Consider the following 15,050-nt stretch of genomic DNA (forward strand, 5'->3'; position numbering starts at 1 on the left):
CACCCGGGCGCCCCTGCGGGCCCCCGGGCCGGATGATTGGCTGGCGGGCATGACTCCAGAGCTCCGGGACCGGGCCGTCCGCGCCGCCGTGGAACAGGGACTCCTCAGCGACGAGCAGCCCGTGACCGCCCTGGTCGACGTGGCCGGGGTGCGCGCCTCGGCGGCCGGGCTGCGGGAGGCGTTCGCCGCCGTCACCGACGCGCCCGTGCTGCACGCCTTCGCCGTCAAGGCGTCCCCGCTGGTCCCGGTGCTCGCCCTGCTGGCCGCCGAGGGCATCGGCGCGGAGGTCGCGAGCCCCGGTGAGCTGGAGCTGGCCCGGGCCGCCGGGCTGCCGCCGGAACGGATCGTGCTGGACTCCCCCGCCAAGACCACCGCCGAACTGCGCGAGGCCCTGGCCCTGGGCGTCGCCGTCAACGCCGACAACGCGCAGGAACTCGCCCGCCTGGACGCCCTGCTGACCGCCGCGCCCTCCGCCTCGCCGATCGGGCTGCGGGTCAACCCCCAGGTCGGCGGGGGCTCGATCGGCGCCCTGTCGACGGCGACCGCGACCTCCAAGTTCGGTTTCGCGCTCGGCGACCCGGGAGCCCGGGCCGCCCTCGTCCGCGCCGTCCTGGACCGGCCGTGGGTGACCCGGCTGCACATCCACTCCGGCTCCCAGGGGGTCTCCCTGAGCCGCATGGCGGACGGGGTGCGGGCCGTGCACGCCCTCGCCGAGGAGATCAACGCCGCCGCCGCGCACCGGCGGATCGACACCCTCGACATCGGCGGCGGCCTGCCGGTCAACTTCGCCTCCGACGAGCACACCCCCACCCACCACGAGTACGCCCGGCGCCTCGCCGAGGAGGTCCCCGGGCTGTTCGACGGGAGCTTCGGCCTCGTGACCGAGTTCGGCCGCTCCCTGGTCGCCAAGCACGGCCTCGTCCTCGCCCGGGTCGAGTACGCCAAGACCTCCGGCGGCCGCCCCATCGCGGTCACCCACGCCGGGGTGCAGGTCGCCACCCGCACCGTCTACGACCCTGCGTCCTGGCCGCTGCGCATCCTCGCGTACGACGCCGATGGCCTGCCGCGCACCGGGCCGCCGGTGGAGCAGGACGTGGCCGGGCCGGCCTGCTTCGCGGGCGACCTGATCGCCGAGCGGCGGGCCCTGCCGCCGCTGGAGCAGGGGGACGTGGTCGCCGCCCTGGACACCGGCGCGTACTACTTCGCCAGCCACTACGGCTACAACAGCCTGCCCCGGGTCGCCGTGCACGGCTGGACCGCCGGGCCGGACGGGATCACCTTCCGGACCGTGCGCGAGGCCCAGTCCCGGGCGTCGATCGCGGCGGAGGCGGGGGCGGCGCACCGGGACGCCCTCCTGGGCTGAGCACCGGGCCCGGCGGGGCGGGGACGGGGCCCGCGCCGGAACTGGACCGGGAGTGGACCGGGGGCGGCTGTCGTACCCCGGTGGTTCCATGGATCCATGACTACCAGCACAGTCGTCGTCGAGCGGCTGATCCAGGCACCCCCCGGGCCCGTGTGGGAGGCGCTGACCGACCTGAGCGGCTGGGAGGACACCCTCACCGGCGTGGAACGGATCGAGGTGCTCACCCCCGGCGGCTTCGACGTCGGCACCCGGTGGCGGGAGACCCGGCGGATGCTGGGCAAGGAGGCCACCGAGGAGATGTGGGTGACGGCCAGCGAGCCGCCCGAGCGCTATGTGGTGGAGGCCGAGTCGCACGGCAGCCACTACGTCTCCGAGCTGCGCCTGCTCACCGCCGGCCCGGAGGCGACCACGGTGCGGATGACCTTCTCCGCCCGTCTCCCCACGGGCGCCAAGGGGGCCCTGGCACGGCTCCTCGCGCCGGTCGCGGCGCGCGCGGTGCGCAAGGGCATGTCGCAGGACCTGGCGGACGTGGCGGCGGCGGTGGAGGCCGGCCGCCACTGAGCCGCCCGGCCCGCCCCGCGCCCGGCCCCCGCGCCCCCGTACCGCCCTCCGTGCATCACCCTCCCCCCGCCCGGGCAGACGGCCCTCACCGGAGAACCGGATCACCGGACGGGACAGGAGAGGTGTTTCATGAGCGCATCCGCCCCCGGGCCCGCGCCCGGGCCCGCCGAGGCCCCCGACGGGAAACCCGGCGGCGCCCCCTCGCTCAAGCGCGCCATCGGCCCCAAGCTGCTGATCCTCTTCGTCATCGGCGACATCCTCGGCACCGGCATCTACGCCACCACCGGCAAGGTCGCGGGCAAGGTCGGCGGCGCCCTGTGGCTCCCCTTCGTCATCGGCTTCGTGGTCGCGCTGCTGACCGCCGCCTCCTACGTGGAACTGGTCGGCAAGTACCCGAAGGCCGCCGGCGCCGCCCTCTACACGCAGAAGGCGTTCAAGGTCCCCTTCCTGACCTTCGTCGTCGCCTTCATGGTCATATGCTCGGGCCTCTCCTCGGCGAGCGCGGCGGCTCTCGCGTTCAGCGGCGACTACTTCCGGGAGTTCACCGAGGCGATCCCGCCGACCCTGGTGGCGGTCCTCTTCGTCCTCGCCCTCGCCTCCCTCACGCTGCGCGGGGTCTCCGAATCCGTGAAGACCAACGTCGTCCTCACCGTCGTCGAGCTCAGCGGTCTGCTGGTGATCCTCGGCATCGGCGCCTGGGCCGTGCTCAACGGGGACGGCGAACCGGCCCGGCTCACCCAGTTCGAGGCGTCGGGCACCGGATACGCGCTGATCACCGGCGTCCTCGGGGCCACCGCGCTCGGCTTCTTCGCCTTCGTCGGCTTCGAGGACTCGGTCAACATGGCCGAGGAGACCCAGGACCCGGTGCGCACCTTCCCCCGGGCCATCTTCATCGGCGTCGCCGTCACGGGCACGATCTACGTCCTGGTGGCGCTGGTGTCCTCGCTGCTGGTCGACTCCCGCACCCTGGAGGGGTCCAGCGGGCCGCTCCTGGAGGTGGTCAAGGCCGGGGGCGTCGACTTCCCGCCCCAGCTCTTCGCGCTGATCGCCCTGTTCGCCGTCACCAACTCGGCGCTCATCAACCTGATGATGGCCTCCCGGCTCTGCTACGGGCTGGCCAACGAGCGCGTCCTGCCGCGCGGCATGGGCAAGGTCCATCCCACCCGGCGGACCCCGGTCGTCGGCATCGCCTTCGTCACCGTCCTCGCCCTCGGCCTGGTGTCCACCGGGGAGATCGAGGGGCTGGGCGACACCACCTCCTTCCTGCTGCTGATCGTCTTCGCGGTGGTCAACGTGGCCGTCCTGGTGCTGCGCAGGGACCGGGTGGCGCACCGGCACTTCCGCACCCCGACCGCCCTGCCGGTCCTCGGCGCCCTGACCGCCCTGATCCTGGCCAGTCCGCTGGCGGACCGGGCGGCCGACGTCTACGTCCGCGCCGGGGTGCTCATCGCCCTCGGCATCGTCCTGTGGGGCGTGAACAGGCTGTTCATGCGGCTGCGGCCGGAGGACTGAGGGCCCCGGGACGCGCCGCCGGCCGGGCGCCCGGCGGATTTCGGCCGGGGAGACTACCGACCCCGGGCAACTTCCGTTGGAAAATGCCAGAACTCCCCACGGACGAAGCCACGTTGCGTAACCTGTCCGTCACCGGTGCGCATCCGTGCGCAGCGTACCGAGGCGGGGAGGGGAGTTCCGCGTGCCCGGAATCGACGAGTGTCTGCTCCAGGCCATGGTGGTGCCCGGAGCGCGGGGTGCGGCCATCGTGGACTGGACCAGCGGTCTCGCCCTCGGCGCGGTCGGCGAGAGCCCCGGTGGCGACGCCGAGGCGACCGCCGCCGAGACGGCCGAACTGGCACGCATGGCGGCGGAGTTCCCGTCCTTCGCCCCCGACGGACCGGACGGCGGGCGGGCCTTCGGGGCCCCCGGCGGACCGCGCGGCCTCGGCCAGGTCCCGAGCGGCTTCCGGCCGGCCGGCGCGCCACCCGGCGGAGGCGGCGCGGACGAGGGCGTCAAGGGGCTCCCCGTCGAGGACCTGATCGTCATCACCCGCACCGGCTACCACGTGCTCCGGTTCGTGGAGACCACCTTCGACAGCAGTGTCTTCCTCCATCTGTGGCTCGACCGGGACACCGGGAACCTGGCCCTGGCCAGACTCCGGATGGCCGAGATCGCCGAGCGGCTGGTGCTCGGATGACCCCGGCCACCGTCACCGCCCCCGCCACCGCCGCGAGCGCGGTCTCCCCGATGCTCGACCGGCTCGCCTCGGAACGCGCCACCGGCGCCCTCGTCCGCGACCACGGCGCCCTCTACCTGGTCGACGGCCAGGTGGTGCACGCCGAGAGCCCGGCCGCGCCCGGACTCGACATCCTGCTCACGGCGAGCGGGCGGCTGCCGGCCGAGGGCTGGCAGGAGGCCGTGGCCGAGGCGGGCGCCCGCCGGGAGGTGGCCCGCTTCCTCGTCGACAGCGGCCAACTGGCCGACGGGGAGCTGGAGATCTGCCATCTGGCCGCCCTCCACGACGCCGCCTTCTTCGCCCTCGCGCCGACCAGCGGACCGACCCGCTTCCGGTACGGGGTGTGGCACTGGATCGGCAGCATCCGGCCCGTACCGGCGGCGGACGTCGCCCGCGAGGCGCTGCGGCGGCGCGATCTGCTGGACGCGGTCTGGCCCTACCCGGAGGTGGACACCGCCCCGCTGCGGCCCGCCCCCGCCGGGCCGGGGGCCTCCCCGCGCCAGCGCGCCCTGCTGGACCTCGCGGACGGCGTCCGGACCCCGGCCGCCATCGCGCGGACCCTGGGCCGCCCCGCGTTCAACACCCTGGTCGAGGTACGGCGGATGGCCGCCGCCGGGCTCGTCGAGACCCCGCCGGACCCGCTCGCCCAGGCCCCCGCGCGGCTCCCGGACTGGATACCCCGGGTCTCCGACGACCCGGACATCGCCCTGTTACGCCGGCTCCGCGACGCACTGGAGGCAACCCTGTGAACCACCGCCCGACCCACCGGGCCCGGCGCGATCCGTCATGAGGCGTGCGCTGCGGCTGCGCGCCGAGAGGAGACTGCTCATGACGGCCGAGGCCGAAGTGCTCGGCGAGATCAGACGGTTGCGGGCCCGGCTGCCCCAGCTCACCGGGGCGCTCGCGGCCAGCGCCGACGGACTGGTGCTGGCGACGGACAGCCCCGAGGCGGAGCACGTGGCGGCGCTCACCGCCGCCGCGCTCGGGGTCGCCCTGCGCCTGACCGAGGCGACCGGCCAGGGCGGCTTCAAGGAACTGCTCGTCCGCGGCGAGACCGGCTACGTCGCGACGTACGCGGCCGGTTCCTCGGCCGTGCTGACCGTGCTGGCCGAACCGCGGATCAACGTCGGCCGGCTCCATCTGGAGGCGCGCCGCGCCGGAGCCCGCATCGGAGACCTGGTCGACGGCGCCCTCGAACGAACCCAGGACGCCTGACCCATGGCCACCACACCCCCGGGGACGCCCCCGACGCCACGGACGCCACCCGCACCGCGGACACCACCGAAGACCCCACGCACACCGAAGACCACCGGCAGAACCAGAACCACACGGAAGGAAAGTGCGCCTGTCATGGCCAACACCGAAACCGCACTCAAGGAAGCCCTCACGATCGAGGGTGCCGTCGGCGCCGCGCTCGTCGACTACACCAGCGGCATGGCGCTGGGCACCATCGGCGGCGGCAAGGAACTCGACCTCAACGTCGCCGCCGCCGGCAACACCGACGTGGTCCGCGCCAAGGTGCGCACCATGGAGCACCTGGGCCTGAAGGAGGACATCGAGGACATCCTGATCACCCTCGACACCCAGTACCACCTGATCCGGCTCCTCAAGAGCCGCAACTCCAACGGGCTGTTCCTCTACCTCGCCCTGGACAAGGAGCGGGCCAACCTGGCGATGGCCCGCCACCAGCTCCGGCGGATCGAGGCGGACCTGGAGGTCTGACCGGGCGGTCCGGACTGCCCCGGCCCCCGGCCGCGGGCGGCCCTCAGCGGCGCCGCGCCCCACCGGGCGCGGCGTCGCCCGCCGCGACCCCCGTGGTGCGGAAGCCCTTCACCGCCCGGCCGCCGGGGCGCCGGGCGGCCAGTCCGTGCGCACCCACAGCAGCGTCTCGCCGTCCCGCTCGCGGCGGCCGAGCCACACCGCCTTCGCCCACAGGCCCGCACCGGCCCCGGCCAGCGCCAGACCGCCCGCGGCGGGCAGGTGCTCCCTCCGCCCGGCCGCGCGCCGGGTCCGTCCGCAGGGTGGTGTGCCGGGCGGGCACGGTAGCGGCGCAATCCGAGCGGAAGCTGAGAATCCGCGACGGGCGGTCCCACGCGGCGGACGGGCCCGGCGGCTCCCGCCGTCTACGCGGGCACGGCGGGCCCGCACACTCCCGCCGGCCTCAGTCGACGAACAGCCCGCGCTCCGCCGCCTGCGCGTCGAAGTCCTCCAGGCGGGCCTGCGCGTCCGGGAGTCCGTCGCACATCGCCTCCAGCAGCACCCGCCCCAGCAGCATCGGTGCACAGGCCGTGTCGAAGGCCAGCCCGGTGCCGACGGCCGCCGGGATCAGCAGATCGCTGTGCGCGGCGACCGGCGCGAACGCCGAGTCGGCGACGGTCACCACGGTGAGCCCCGCGCCCCGCGCGTACTCCAGCGCCTCCACGACCTCGCGCGGGTGGCGGGGCAGCGCGAAGCAGAGCAGCGTGCTCGCCCCGGCCCGCCGGGCGGCGTCGATCCGGTCGGCGAGCATCGAGCCGCCCTCGTCCAGCAGCCGCACGTCCGGGTGCACCTTGGCGGCGAAGTACGCGAAGCCGCGCGCCTGCGAGGAGGCGGCGCGCAGCCCGAGGACGGGCAGCGGGCGGGAGGCGGCGAGCAGCCGGCCGGCCCGCTCCACCGGCTCGGGTTCGGCGAGCATCGCCGCGAGGTGCTGGAGGTTCTCGATCTCGGCCTGCACGGCCTGCTGGTACTCGTTGGGCGCGTCCTCGTCGGGGACGGCGGCCTCCGGCGGGGCGACCTCGCGCAGATGCCGGCGCAGCGCCGGATAGCCGTCGAAGCCGAGGGCGACGGCGAACCGGGTCACGGACGGCTGGCTGACCCCGGCCAGCTCCGCCAGCTCCACACTCGACAGGAAGGGCACGTCACCGGCCCTGCGGACCATGCTGTGCGCGATGCGCCGCTGGGTCGGGGTGAGCCGGTGCCCCTCGAAGAGCACCTGCAGCCGCGCGGCCGGGCTGTCGCTCATTTCCTGCCCCCTCGTCCGGCCACCGCCGCCGGGCCTACCTGCCTATTCAGCCACCCTGAACTCTGCATGACGATATACAGGCCGGGCAAGCGGAACACCCCGCCCCGCGACCCGGCCGGGAACCCCCGGGCGAAGACGGGGGTTGTCCCCACTGACGCGCGCGGGCCCGTGCTCGTAGCGTGGGCACCATGGACGCCCGGGACCCGGAGCTCAAGAAGGAGCTCGACGCCACCCTGAACGCCCGCCGCGAGCTGGGCGAGGAGTACGACTCGGCACTGGTCGAGTCGTTCCTGGAGAAGGTCGAGCAGCGCCTCGACAGCACCGTGGACCGCCGTGTGCGCCGGCAGCTCGCCGAGCAGCAGATGGTCGTCGCGCGGGGCGGGGCGCGCCCGGCGGCCCGCTCGTCCGGGTCGGACTTCGGGGAGCGCTTCGGTTTCGCGATCGTCACCCTGGTGCTGGCGATCCCGCTCTCCGCGATCGGCGCGGCCCACGCGAACCTGGCCGGGCTGCTGGTGACCTGGCTCGGCATCGTCGGGGTGAACGCGGCGCACGCGGCGCATCTGTGGCCCTGGCAGCGCGGGCGTGGCCCCTCGGCCCGGGATGGCCGGGACGACTGAGCCGCGCGGGAACGGCAACGGAACGACGGCGGCGGGCGTATCCCAGGGGATACGCCCGCCGCCGTCGTACGGGTGTGGCGGGGACCGCCGCACCCCCGGCGGACCGGGGGGCGGGACGACGGCGGTCCCCGCGAGGGACACGGACCGGGTCAGGGCCGGTCTCCGCGTCCGGGGCGTCCTGGAGGTCCGGGAGCCGCTCCGTAGTCCTGGACGCCGTCCGTGCCGGCCGGGTCACCTGCCCGGTCCCCCTGCCGACATCCACCAATGTGCCGGACGCGTGTTAAGCCGGTGCTGCGCGGACGTGACGCGCTCGTACCTTTTCGGCGAAGGCCGACGAGGCCCGCGCGGACCCGGGTGGGGGCAACCGCGCGGGCCCGCGCCTCACTTGGCGTCGCCGGCCAGGAAGGCGAGCAGGTCCTGACGGCTGACCACACCGGTCGGCTTGCCCTCGACCAGCACGATCGCCGCGTCGGCCGCGTCGCCCAGGACCGACATCAGGTCCGCGACCGGCTCGCCGGAGCCGACCTGCGGCAGCGGCGGGGACATGTGCTTCTCCAGCGGGTCGTTCAGCGAGGCGCGCTGGGTGAACAGCGCGTCCAGCAGCTCCCGCTCCACGACCGAGCCGATGACCTCGGCGGCCATCACGTCCGGGTGGCCCGCGCCCGGCTTGACGATGGGCATCTGGGAGACGCCGTACTCGCGCAGCACCTCGATCGCCTGGCCGACGGTCTCCTCCGGGTGCATGTGCACCAGGCTGGGCAGCGCGCCGCCCTCCTTGTGGCGGAGCACGTCGGCGACGGAGGCGCCGCCGCTCTCCAGGAAGCCGTAGTCGGCCATCCACTCGTCGTTGAAGATCTTCGAGAGGTAGCCGCGGCCGCTGTCGGGCAGCAGCACCACGACCACGTCGTCCGGGCCCAGCTCGCGCGCCACGCGCAGGGCCGCGACGACCGCCATGCCGCAGGAGCCGCCGACGAGCAGGCCCTCCTCCTTGGCGAGGCGGCGGGTCATCTGGAAGGAGTCCTTGTCCGAGACGGCGACGATCTCGTCCGTCACGTTCGCGTCGTACGCGGTCGGCCAGAAGTCCTCGCCCACGCCCTCGACCAGGTACGGACGGCCGGAGCCGCCCGAGTAGACCGAGCCCTCGGGGTCGGCGCCGACGATGCGGACCTTCCCGTCGCTGATCTCCTTCAGGTACCGGCCGGTGCCGGAGATGGTGCCGCCGGTGCCGACGCCCGCGACGAAGTGGGTGATCCGCCCCTCGGTCTGCTCCCACAGCTCGGGGCCGGTGGTCTCGTAGTGCGAGCGCGGGTTGTTCGGGTTGGAGTACTGGTCCGGCTTCCACGCCCCGGGGGTCTCACGGACCAGGCGGTCGGAGACGTTGTAGTACGAGTCGGGGTGCTCGGGGTCGACGGCGGTCGGGCAGACCACGACCTCGGCGCCGTACGCGCGCAGCACGTTGATCTTGTCCGTGGACACCTTGTCCGGGCAGACGAAGATGCACTTGTAGCCCTTCTGCTGGGCCACGATCGCCAGGCCGACGCCGGTGTTCCCGCTGGTCGGCTCGACGATGGTGCCGCCGGGCTCCAGCTCGCCGCTCTGCTCGGCGGCCTCGATCATCCGCAGCGCGATGCGGTCCTTGACCGAGCCGCCGGGGTTGAAGTACTCGACCTTGGCGAGGACGGTCGCCGAGATGCCTTCGGTCACGTTGTTCAGCTTCACCAGCGGGGTGTCGCCGACGAGACTGATCATCGAGTCGTGGATGCGCACAATGTTCTCCGGGGTCTCCGTAATGGTCCCGCCAGCGTATGCCGGATACGGACGTGATTGGGCGACGGCCCGTACGGGGCAGTTACGTCTTGTACGGGCACGACTGCGGCCCGCAGCGGTCGCGAGGAGGTTGGCTGTGTCGAGGGCGAGGGTGGCCAGGCGCATCGCGGCGGGTGCGGCGTACGGCGGGGGCGGCATCGGGCTCGTCGGCGCGGCGGCGGTGGGGGTGCTGCTGGCGGAGGTCCAGCTGGCGAAGCGCTCGGTGGGCGGCGGGACGGCGCCGGTGCCACCGAAGGGGAACGGGCTCTACGGGCTCTCCTTCGGCCGGGCGAACCCGCTGCACCTCGCCGTCCTGGGCGACTCCACGGCGGCGGGGCAGGGTGTGCGGCGCGCGGGCCAGACCCCGGGCGCCCTGCTGGCCTCGGGGCTGGCGGCGGTCGCGGAGCGCCCGGTGGAGGTCCGCAACATCGCGCTGCCGGGGGCGCAGTCCGACGACCTGGAACGGCAGGTCACCCTGCTCCTCGCGGACCGCACCCGCACCCCGGACGTGGCCGTGATCATGATCGGGGCGAACGACGTCACCCACCGGATGCCGCCCACGCAGTCCGTGCGGTACCTGGCCGCGGCGGTCCGGCGGCTGCGCACGGCGGGGGCGGAGGTGGTCGTGGGCACCTGCCCGGACCTGGGGACCATCGAGCCGGTGTACCAGCCGCTGCGCTGGCTGGCCCGGCGGGTGAGCCGGCAGCTCGCGGCGGCCCAGACGATCGTGGCGGTCGAGCAGGGCGGGCGCACGGTCTCCCTCGGCGACCTGCTGGGTCCGGAGTTCGCGGCCAACCCGCGCGAGATGTTCGGCGCGGACAACTACCACCCGTCGGCGGAGGGGTACGCGACGGCGGCGATGGCGATGCTGCCCACGCTCTGCGCGGCGCTCGGGCTCTGGCCGGAGACGGACACCCTGGACGTCGGCCGGGACGAGGACGTCCTGCCGGTGGCCCGGGCGGCGGCGGAGGCCGCGTCCGAGGCGGGCACGGAGGTCAGCGGCGTCCGCGCCCCCTGGGCCCTCCTCAAGCACCGCCGCCGGCGGCGCCTCCCGGCGACGGAAACCGGCCCGGAGACCCCCGCCGCCACCCCGGCCGACCAACCACCCCGCACCCAGGACCACGCGGGCCCGCGCTGAGCCGCGCGGCGCTCCGCGCCGCCAGGCGCGGGCACCTGGGCACCCCGGCCGGCCGCAGGCCCCGCCGAGACCGGCCGGGGCGGGCGCGTGACCCGGTTCCCGGGCGCGCGAGCGCCCCCTCGTGGCACACTCGTACTGAGCAAGCGCCCGCTTAGAAAAGAGGCCCGCATCACACGGCTCGCGCCGTGACCGCGGGCATACGGACCGGTAACTTCCCAGACAGCCCGTCCTGACTTCCCATGGAGCCGTGATGCCCGAAGCCGTGATCGTCTCTGCCGCCCGCTCGCCCATCGGCCGGGCGTTCAAGGGGTCCCTGAAGGACCTGCGGCCGGACGACCTGACCGCCACGATCATCCAGGCCGCCCTGGCGAAGGTGCCCGAGCTGGACCCGCGCGACATCGACGACCTGATGCTCGGCTGCGGCCTCCCCGGCGGCGAGCAGGGCAACAACCTCGGCCGCATCGTCGCCGTGCAGATGGGCATGGACCACCTGCCGGGCTGTACGGTCACCCGCTACTGCTCCTCCTCGCTCCAGACCTCCCGGATGGCGCTGCACGCCATCAAGGCCGGTGAGGGCGACGTCTTCGTCTCGGCGGGCGTCGAGATGGTGTCCCGCTTCGTGAAGGGCAACTCCGACAGCCTGCCGGACACGCACAACCCGCTCTTCGCCGAGGCCGAGGCCCGCACCGCCGCGGTCGCCGAGTCCGAGGGCTCGACCTGGCACGACCCGCGCGAGGACGGCCTCGTCCCGGACGCGTACATCGCGATGGGCCAGACCGCCGAGAACCTGGCTCGCTGGAAGGGCGTCACCCGCGAGGACATGGACGCGTTCGGCGTCCGCTCGCAGAACCTCGCCGAGGAGGCCATCAAGAACGGCTTCTGGGAGCGCGAGATCACCCCCGTCACGACCCCCGACGGCACGGTCGTGAGCAAGGACGACGGCCCCCGCGCGGGCGTCACCCTGGAGGGCGTCCAGGGCCTGAAGCCGGTCTTCCGGCCCGACGGCCTGGTCACCGCCGGCAACTGCTGCCCGCTCAACGACGGCGCCGCCGCGCTCGTCATCATGAGCGACACCAAGGCGCGCGAGCTGGGCCTGACCCCGCTCGCCCGGATCGTCTCCACCGGCGTCTCGGGCCTCTCCCCCGAGATCATGGGCCTGGGCCCGGTCGAGGCGTCGAAGCAGGCGCTCCGGCGGGCGGGTCTCACCACGTCCGACATCGACCTGGTCGAGATCAACGAGGCCTTCGCCGCGCAGGTCATCCCCTCGTACCGGGACCTCGGCTTCGACCTGGACAAGGTCAACGTGAACGGCGGCGCGATCGCCGTCGGCCACCCCTTCGGCATGACGGGCGCCCGCATCACCGGCACGCTGATCAACAGCCTCCAGTTCCACGACAAGCAGTTCGGCCTGGAGACGATGTGCGTGGGCGGCGGGCAGGGCATGGCCATGGTCATCGAGCGGCTGAGCTGAGCCGCTCGATGACCGGGGAACCCGGTTCGTGACTCAATCTCCCCCAGGATGTGACCTATCTCCTGGGGGAGAGGTCTTTCAGCAGGTCACAGTGGTTCCACGGCTAAACATGAGGCCCAAAGTCCTGTCCATTTCGTGACGTAATGCACTGACAGAAGGCGCCGACTCATCGCAAGCTGAGGTAGGAAGTCGGGGGTATCGAGTGAAACCGGGAGTAAGTCAGTGAGCGCCATGTCTCTTGCCCTGCTGCTGGCCACGGCCGCCGCCACGGCCGTGGGCGCCGCTGCCCTGCACGCCGCCCACGGGCTCCGCAAGCAGGTCACGGCCCTGCGCACCGAACTCGCCGCGTCGTACGGCGCCGGCCGCACCGCGTCCGTCCCCCAGGCCCGCACCAGCGACACCGCCGAGATACGCGCGGCGGTCGCCGAGGCGCTCGCGGAGGAGCGGGAGCGGGAGCTCGCCGAGGCGCGGGCGTTCTGGGCCGCACAGGAGGCCAGGGACGCCGCCGACGCCTCCGCCCGCTTCCCGGGCGAGTCCGCCCCGCTGGGCGGACTGACCGGCTTCACCGGCATCAGCGAGGAGGTCACCGCCTTCTACGTGCCCCGCCAGGCCGACTTCGCCGGTCTTGAGGCCATGGACCTGGACGCCGTCGAGGCGCTGGACGACATGGCCGAGCTGCCCGAGGCCGCCGAGTTCGCGGAGGACTCCCCCGAGCTGGCCGCCGCCCGCCGCCGTCACCCCTCGCACCCGGACTTCGTCCCCGTGCAGACCCCCGTGGTCACCGACCACGAGCGCACCGTGGCGCGCCTGGAGGAGCTGGCCGAGTCCGGCACCGAGCTGACCGACGTCCGCCCCGGTCCGCTGGGCACCCTGGACGTGTACGTCTTCGCCGACGGCACCACCCTCTGTCTGACCCCCGGCCACCGGGAGACCGCCGAGCAGCTGGCCGAGGCCCTGCGCGCGGGTGACACCCCGGTCCTGCTGGGCGGGTCCGGCGTCTCCGGTGCCTACGCCCTGACCTTCGCCTGCGGCGAGGAGAGCGTCTACATCCTCGCGGACCGCGTCATCGCGTCCCACTGAGCACACGGACGCCGCGGGCCCATGCACGACGCCCGCCGGGTCCCCGCGTCACAGCCCCGCCCGCCCCGCGGCCGACTCCACCAGGGAGACGGCCGCGCGCAGCTGCTCCCCCGCGCCTGCCCCGGCCGCCCCCGCGTCGGCGGCCCGCAGCGCTTCGGCCAAATCCCGGCCCGCCACCAGCAGTTGGTCGGCCACCGCGAACACACCCGCGTCCGGCATGATCAGCGGCTCCCGTCCGCCGGGCCCGCCCGGGGCCTCCAGACGCTGCGCACGCAGGGACAACTCCCGGGCGAGGGCGAGTCCTTCGGCCGCGGCGCCGCGCTGGAGCCGGCTCTGCGGAGCCGCCCGCAGCCGGTCGGAGAAGCGCACCACCGCATCGGTGAATTCCGTCGTATCGAGCACTCCGCGACCCTATGCGCCCTCTCGGGACTGTTGCCAACGGCCGGACACTCGGGCACGGTGGCGGGAAGAGCACCACGCGCAATGCGTCCGGAGGCGCCGATGTCCCATGCATTCTCCGAAGAGACCCATCGAAACCTGCTCTCCCGCATCCCCGCTTGCACCGGTCGTGAGATCTCCGACTGGCTCCGCACCGTAGAGGAAGGCCCGTCCCTCTTCCGTTTCGAGGAGAAGGTGAGCTGGCTCCGCGGCGAACACGACCTCTCCTACGGCCACGCGAAGGCGATCATCCACGAGTACGACCTGCGGCGCGCGGCGCGCAAGCTCCTGTAGCCCCGGCCCCGCGACCGCGAACACCACGCACACACGCACACAAGACCGCGCACGCACACGGAAGGGCCCGCCCGGCAGTCGCCGGACGGGCCCTTCGTGGTGTCGTGCCCCGTGCGGAGCGGGGTGCGTCAGTCGTCGCCCTGGAGGATCGACAGCAGACGCAGCATCTCCAGGTAGATCCACACCAGGGTCAGGGTGAGGCCGAAGGCCGCCAGCCAGGACTCCTCGCGCGGGGCGCCGTAGGTGATGCCGTCCTCGACCTGCTTGAAGTCGAGGGCGAGGAAGCAGGCGCCGAGGATGATGCCGATGACGCCGAACAGGATGCCCAGGCCGCCGCTGCGGAAGCCGAGGCCGTCACCGCCGCCGAAGACGGCGAACAGCAGGTTCACCATCATCAGCAGGACGAAGCCCATCGCGGCCGCCATCACGAAGCCGTAGAAGCGGCGGGTGACGCGGATCCAGCGCATCTTGTACGCGATCAGCACACCGGCGAAGACCGCCATGGTGCCGAGCACCGCCTGGGCGACGACGCCGTTGGCGATGTACGTGGAGACGGCGCTGGAGATGACGCCGAGGAACACGCCCTCGAACGCGGCGTACGACAGGATCAGCGCGGGCGAGGCCTTGCGCTTGAACGACTGCACGAGCGCCAGCACCATCGCGACCAGCGCGGCGCCGATGGCGATGCCGTACGACGTGCCGATGTTGGCCTCGTCGACCGGCAGCAGCACCCACGAGAGGATCGCGGTGAGCACGACCGTGCCCAGCGTCATCGCGGTGCGGGTGACGACGTCGTCGATCGTCATCGCGCCCGGGCGGGCGGGGGCCTGCGGGGCGCCGGCCTGGGTGTCCGCCGTCGGGGCGTAGGGGTTCGTCGCGTACGGGTTGGTGCCGGGCTGGGCGTACGGGTCGCCGGTGCCCTGGGCGTACGGGTTCGCTCCTGCGGCGGGGCCCCCGGCCTGCGGCTGCTGCGCGTTGAAGCCGGCGTAGCCGTTGTCGCGGCTGAACCCCCGTCGCGAGAAGACCGGGTTGCTGCTCCTCATCTCACTCC

At 73.7% G+C, this 15,050-nt stretch carries 16 protein-coding genes and 1 pseudogene; 12 read left to right on the top strand and 5 right to left on the bottom strand.

Features of this window, described 5'->3' with window-relative positions:
* The first annotated feature begins 49 nt into the window (after positions 1-49).
* The 7 genes from ABZ457_RS14945 to ABZ457_RS14975 all read left to right on the top strand — a co-directional run bounded on the left by ABZ457_RS14945 (position 50) and on the right by ABZ457_RS14975 (position 5,876).
* The gene (locus ABZ457_RS14945) at positions 50-1,363 is read left to right on the top strand and encodes a diaminopimelate decarboxylase (protein WP_359157823.1); all 1,314 of its coding nucleotides are present in this window, start codon (positions 50-52) and stop codon (positions 1,361-1,363) included.
* A 96-nt stretch (positions 1,364-1,459) separates the two neighbouring features.
* Entirely contained in the window at positions 1,460-1,924 is a 465-nt protein-coding gene (locus ABZ457_RS14950; RefSeq protein ID WP_359157825.1) for an SRPBCC family protein, read from the top strand.
* Positions 1,925-2,053: 129 nt separating this feature from the next.
* On the top strand, positions 2,054-3,436 hold the full coding sequence (locus ABZ457_RS14955) for an APC family permease (RefSeq protein ID WP_359157827.1): 1,383 nt from the start codon (positions 2,054-2,056) through the stop codon (positions 3,434-3,436).
* A gap of 181 nt (positions 3,437-3,617) precedes the next feature.
* A complete protein-coding gene (locus ABZ457_RS14960) occupies positions 3,618-4,115 on the top strand; it encodes a hypothetical protein (RefSeq protein ID WP_359157829.1) in 498 nt (165 codons plus the stop codon).
* Complete coding sequence (locus ABZ457_RS14965; protein ID WP_359157832.1) at positions 4,112-4,903, top strand: transcriptional regulator; 792 nt, start codon at positions 4,112-4,114, stop codon at positions 4,901-4,903. Before ABZ457_RS14960 ends, ABZ457_RS14965 begins: the two co-directional genes overlap by 4 nt.
* A 79-nt stretch (positions 4,904-4,982) precedes the next feature.
* A complete protein-coding gene (locus ABZ457_RS14970; RefSeq protein WP_359157834.1) occupies positions 4,983-5,369 on the top strand; it encodes a roadblock/LC7 domain-containing protein in 387 nt (128 codons plus the stop codon).
* Between the two features lie 135 nt (positions 5,370-5,504).
* On the top strand, positions 5,505-5,876 hold the full coding sequence (locus ABZ457_RS14975; RefSeq protein ID WP_359157836.1) for a hypothetical protein: 372 nt from the start codon (positions 5,505-5,507) through the stop codon (positions 5,874-5,876).
* Between the two features lie 43 nt (positions 5,877-5,919).
* Here ABZ457_RS14975 and ABZ457_RS14980 read toward each other — a convergent pair.
* Both ABZ457_RS14980 and ABZ457_RS14985 read right to left on the bottom strand, forming a co-directional pair.
* Positions 5,920-6,134, bottom strand: a pseudogene (locus tag ABZ457_RS14980) (hypothetical protein); the annotation flags it as partial.
* A 181-nt stretch (positions 6,135-6,315) separates the two neighbouring features.
* Positions 6,316-7,155, bottom strand: a complete 840-nt coding sequence (locus ABZ457_RS14985; RefSeq protein WP_359157838.1) for a MurR/RpiR family transcriptional regulator — start codon at positions 7,153-7,155, stop codon at positions 6,316-6,318.
* A gap of 188 nt (positions 7,156-7,343) precedes the next feature.
* Between ABZ457_RS14985 and ABZ457_RS14990 the strand changes: the two genes are divergently transcribed.
* Positions 7,344-7,772, top strand: a complete 429-nt coding sequence (locus tag ABZ457_RS14990; protein WP_359157840.1) for a hypothetical protein — start codon at positions 7,344-7,346, stop codon at positions 7,770-7,772.
* A 381-nt stretch (positions 7,773-8,153) separates the two neighbouring features.
* Here ABZ457_RS14990 and ABZ457_RS14995 read toward each other — a convergent pair whose 3' ends face one another.
* Complete coding sequence (locus ABZ457_RS14995) at positions 8,154-9,539, bottom strand: cystathionine beta-synthase (RefSeq protein ID WP_359157842.1); 1,386 nt, start codon at positions 9,537-9,539, stop codon at positions 8,154-8,156.
* 151 nt (positions 9,540-9,690) lie between these two features.
* Between ABZ457_RS14995 and ABZ457_RS15000 the strand changes: the two genes are divergently transcribed.
* The 3 genes from ABZ457_RS15000 to ABZ457_RS15010 all read left to right on the top strand — a co-directional run bounded on the left by ABZ457_RS15000 (position 9,691) and on the right by ABZ457_RS15010 (position 13,267).
* Complete coding sequence (locus tag ABZ457_RS15000) at positions 9,691-10,716, top strand: SGNH/GDSL hydrolase family protein (RefSeq protein WP_359157981.1); 1,026 nt, start codon at positions 9,691-9,693, stop codon at positions 10,714-10,716.
* 250 nt (positions 10,717-10,966) lie between these two features.
* Positions 10,967-12,187, top strand: coding sequence for an acetyl-CoA C-acetyltransferase (locus ABZ457_RS15005; protein WP_359157845.1), 1,221 nt, complete (start codon positions 10,967-10,969; stop codon positions 12,185-12,187).
* A gap of 231 nt (positions 12,188-12,418) precedes the next feature.
* Positions 12,419-13,267 carry a hypothetical protein gene (locus ABZ457_RS15010; protein ID WP_359157847.1) on the top strand — a complete coding sequence of 283 codons (849 nt, stop codon included), beginning with the start codon at positions 12,419-12,421 and terminating at the stop codon, positions 13,265-13,267.
* 48 nt (positions 13,268-13,315) lie between these two features.
* Here ABZ457_RS15010 and ABZ457_RS15015 read toward each other — a convergent pair whose 3' ends face one another.
* On the bottom strand, positions 13,316-13,669 hold the full coding sequence (locus ABZ457_RS15015; RefSeq protein WP_359157850.1) for a hypothetical protein: 354 nt from the start codon (positions 13,667-13,669) through the stop codon (positions 13,316-13,318).
* A 99-nt stretch (positions 13,670-13,768) separates the two neighbouring features.
* Here ABZ457_RS15015 and ABZ457_RS15020 point away from each other — a divergent pair, with 99 nt between their 5' ends.
* Complete coding sequence (locus ABZ457_RS15020) at positions 13,769-13,999, top strand: DUF4287 domain-containing protein (protein ID WP_359157852.1); 231 nt, start codon at positions 13,769-13,771, stop codon at positions 13,997-13,999.
* A 128-nt stretch (positions 14,000-14,127) separates the two neighbouring features.
* Here ABZ457_RS15020 and ABZ457_RS15025 read toward each other — a convergent pair whose 3' ends face one another.
* Positions 14,128-15,042: a Bax inhibitor-1/YccA family protein gene (locus ABZ457_RS15025; RefSeq protein WP_359157854.1), complete on the bottom strand. Its 915-nt coding sequence runs from the start codon at positions 15,040-15,042 to the stop codon at positions 14,128-14,130.
* Positions 15,043-15,050 lie beyond the last annotated feature (8 nt).

Source organism: Streptomyces sp. NPDC005805 (assembly GCF_040630445.1).
GTDB lineage: Bacteria > Actinomycetota > Actinomycetes > Streptomycetales > Streptomycetaceae > Streptomyces.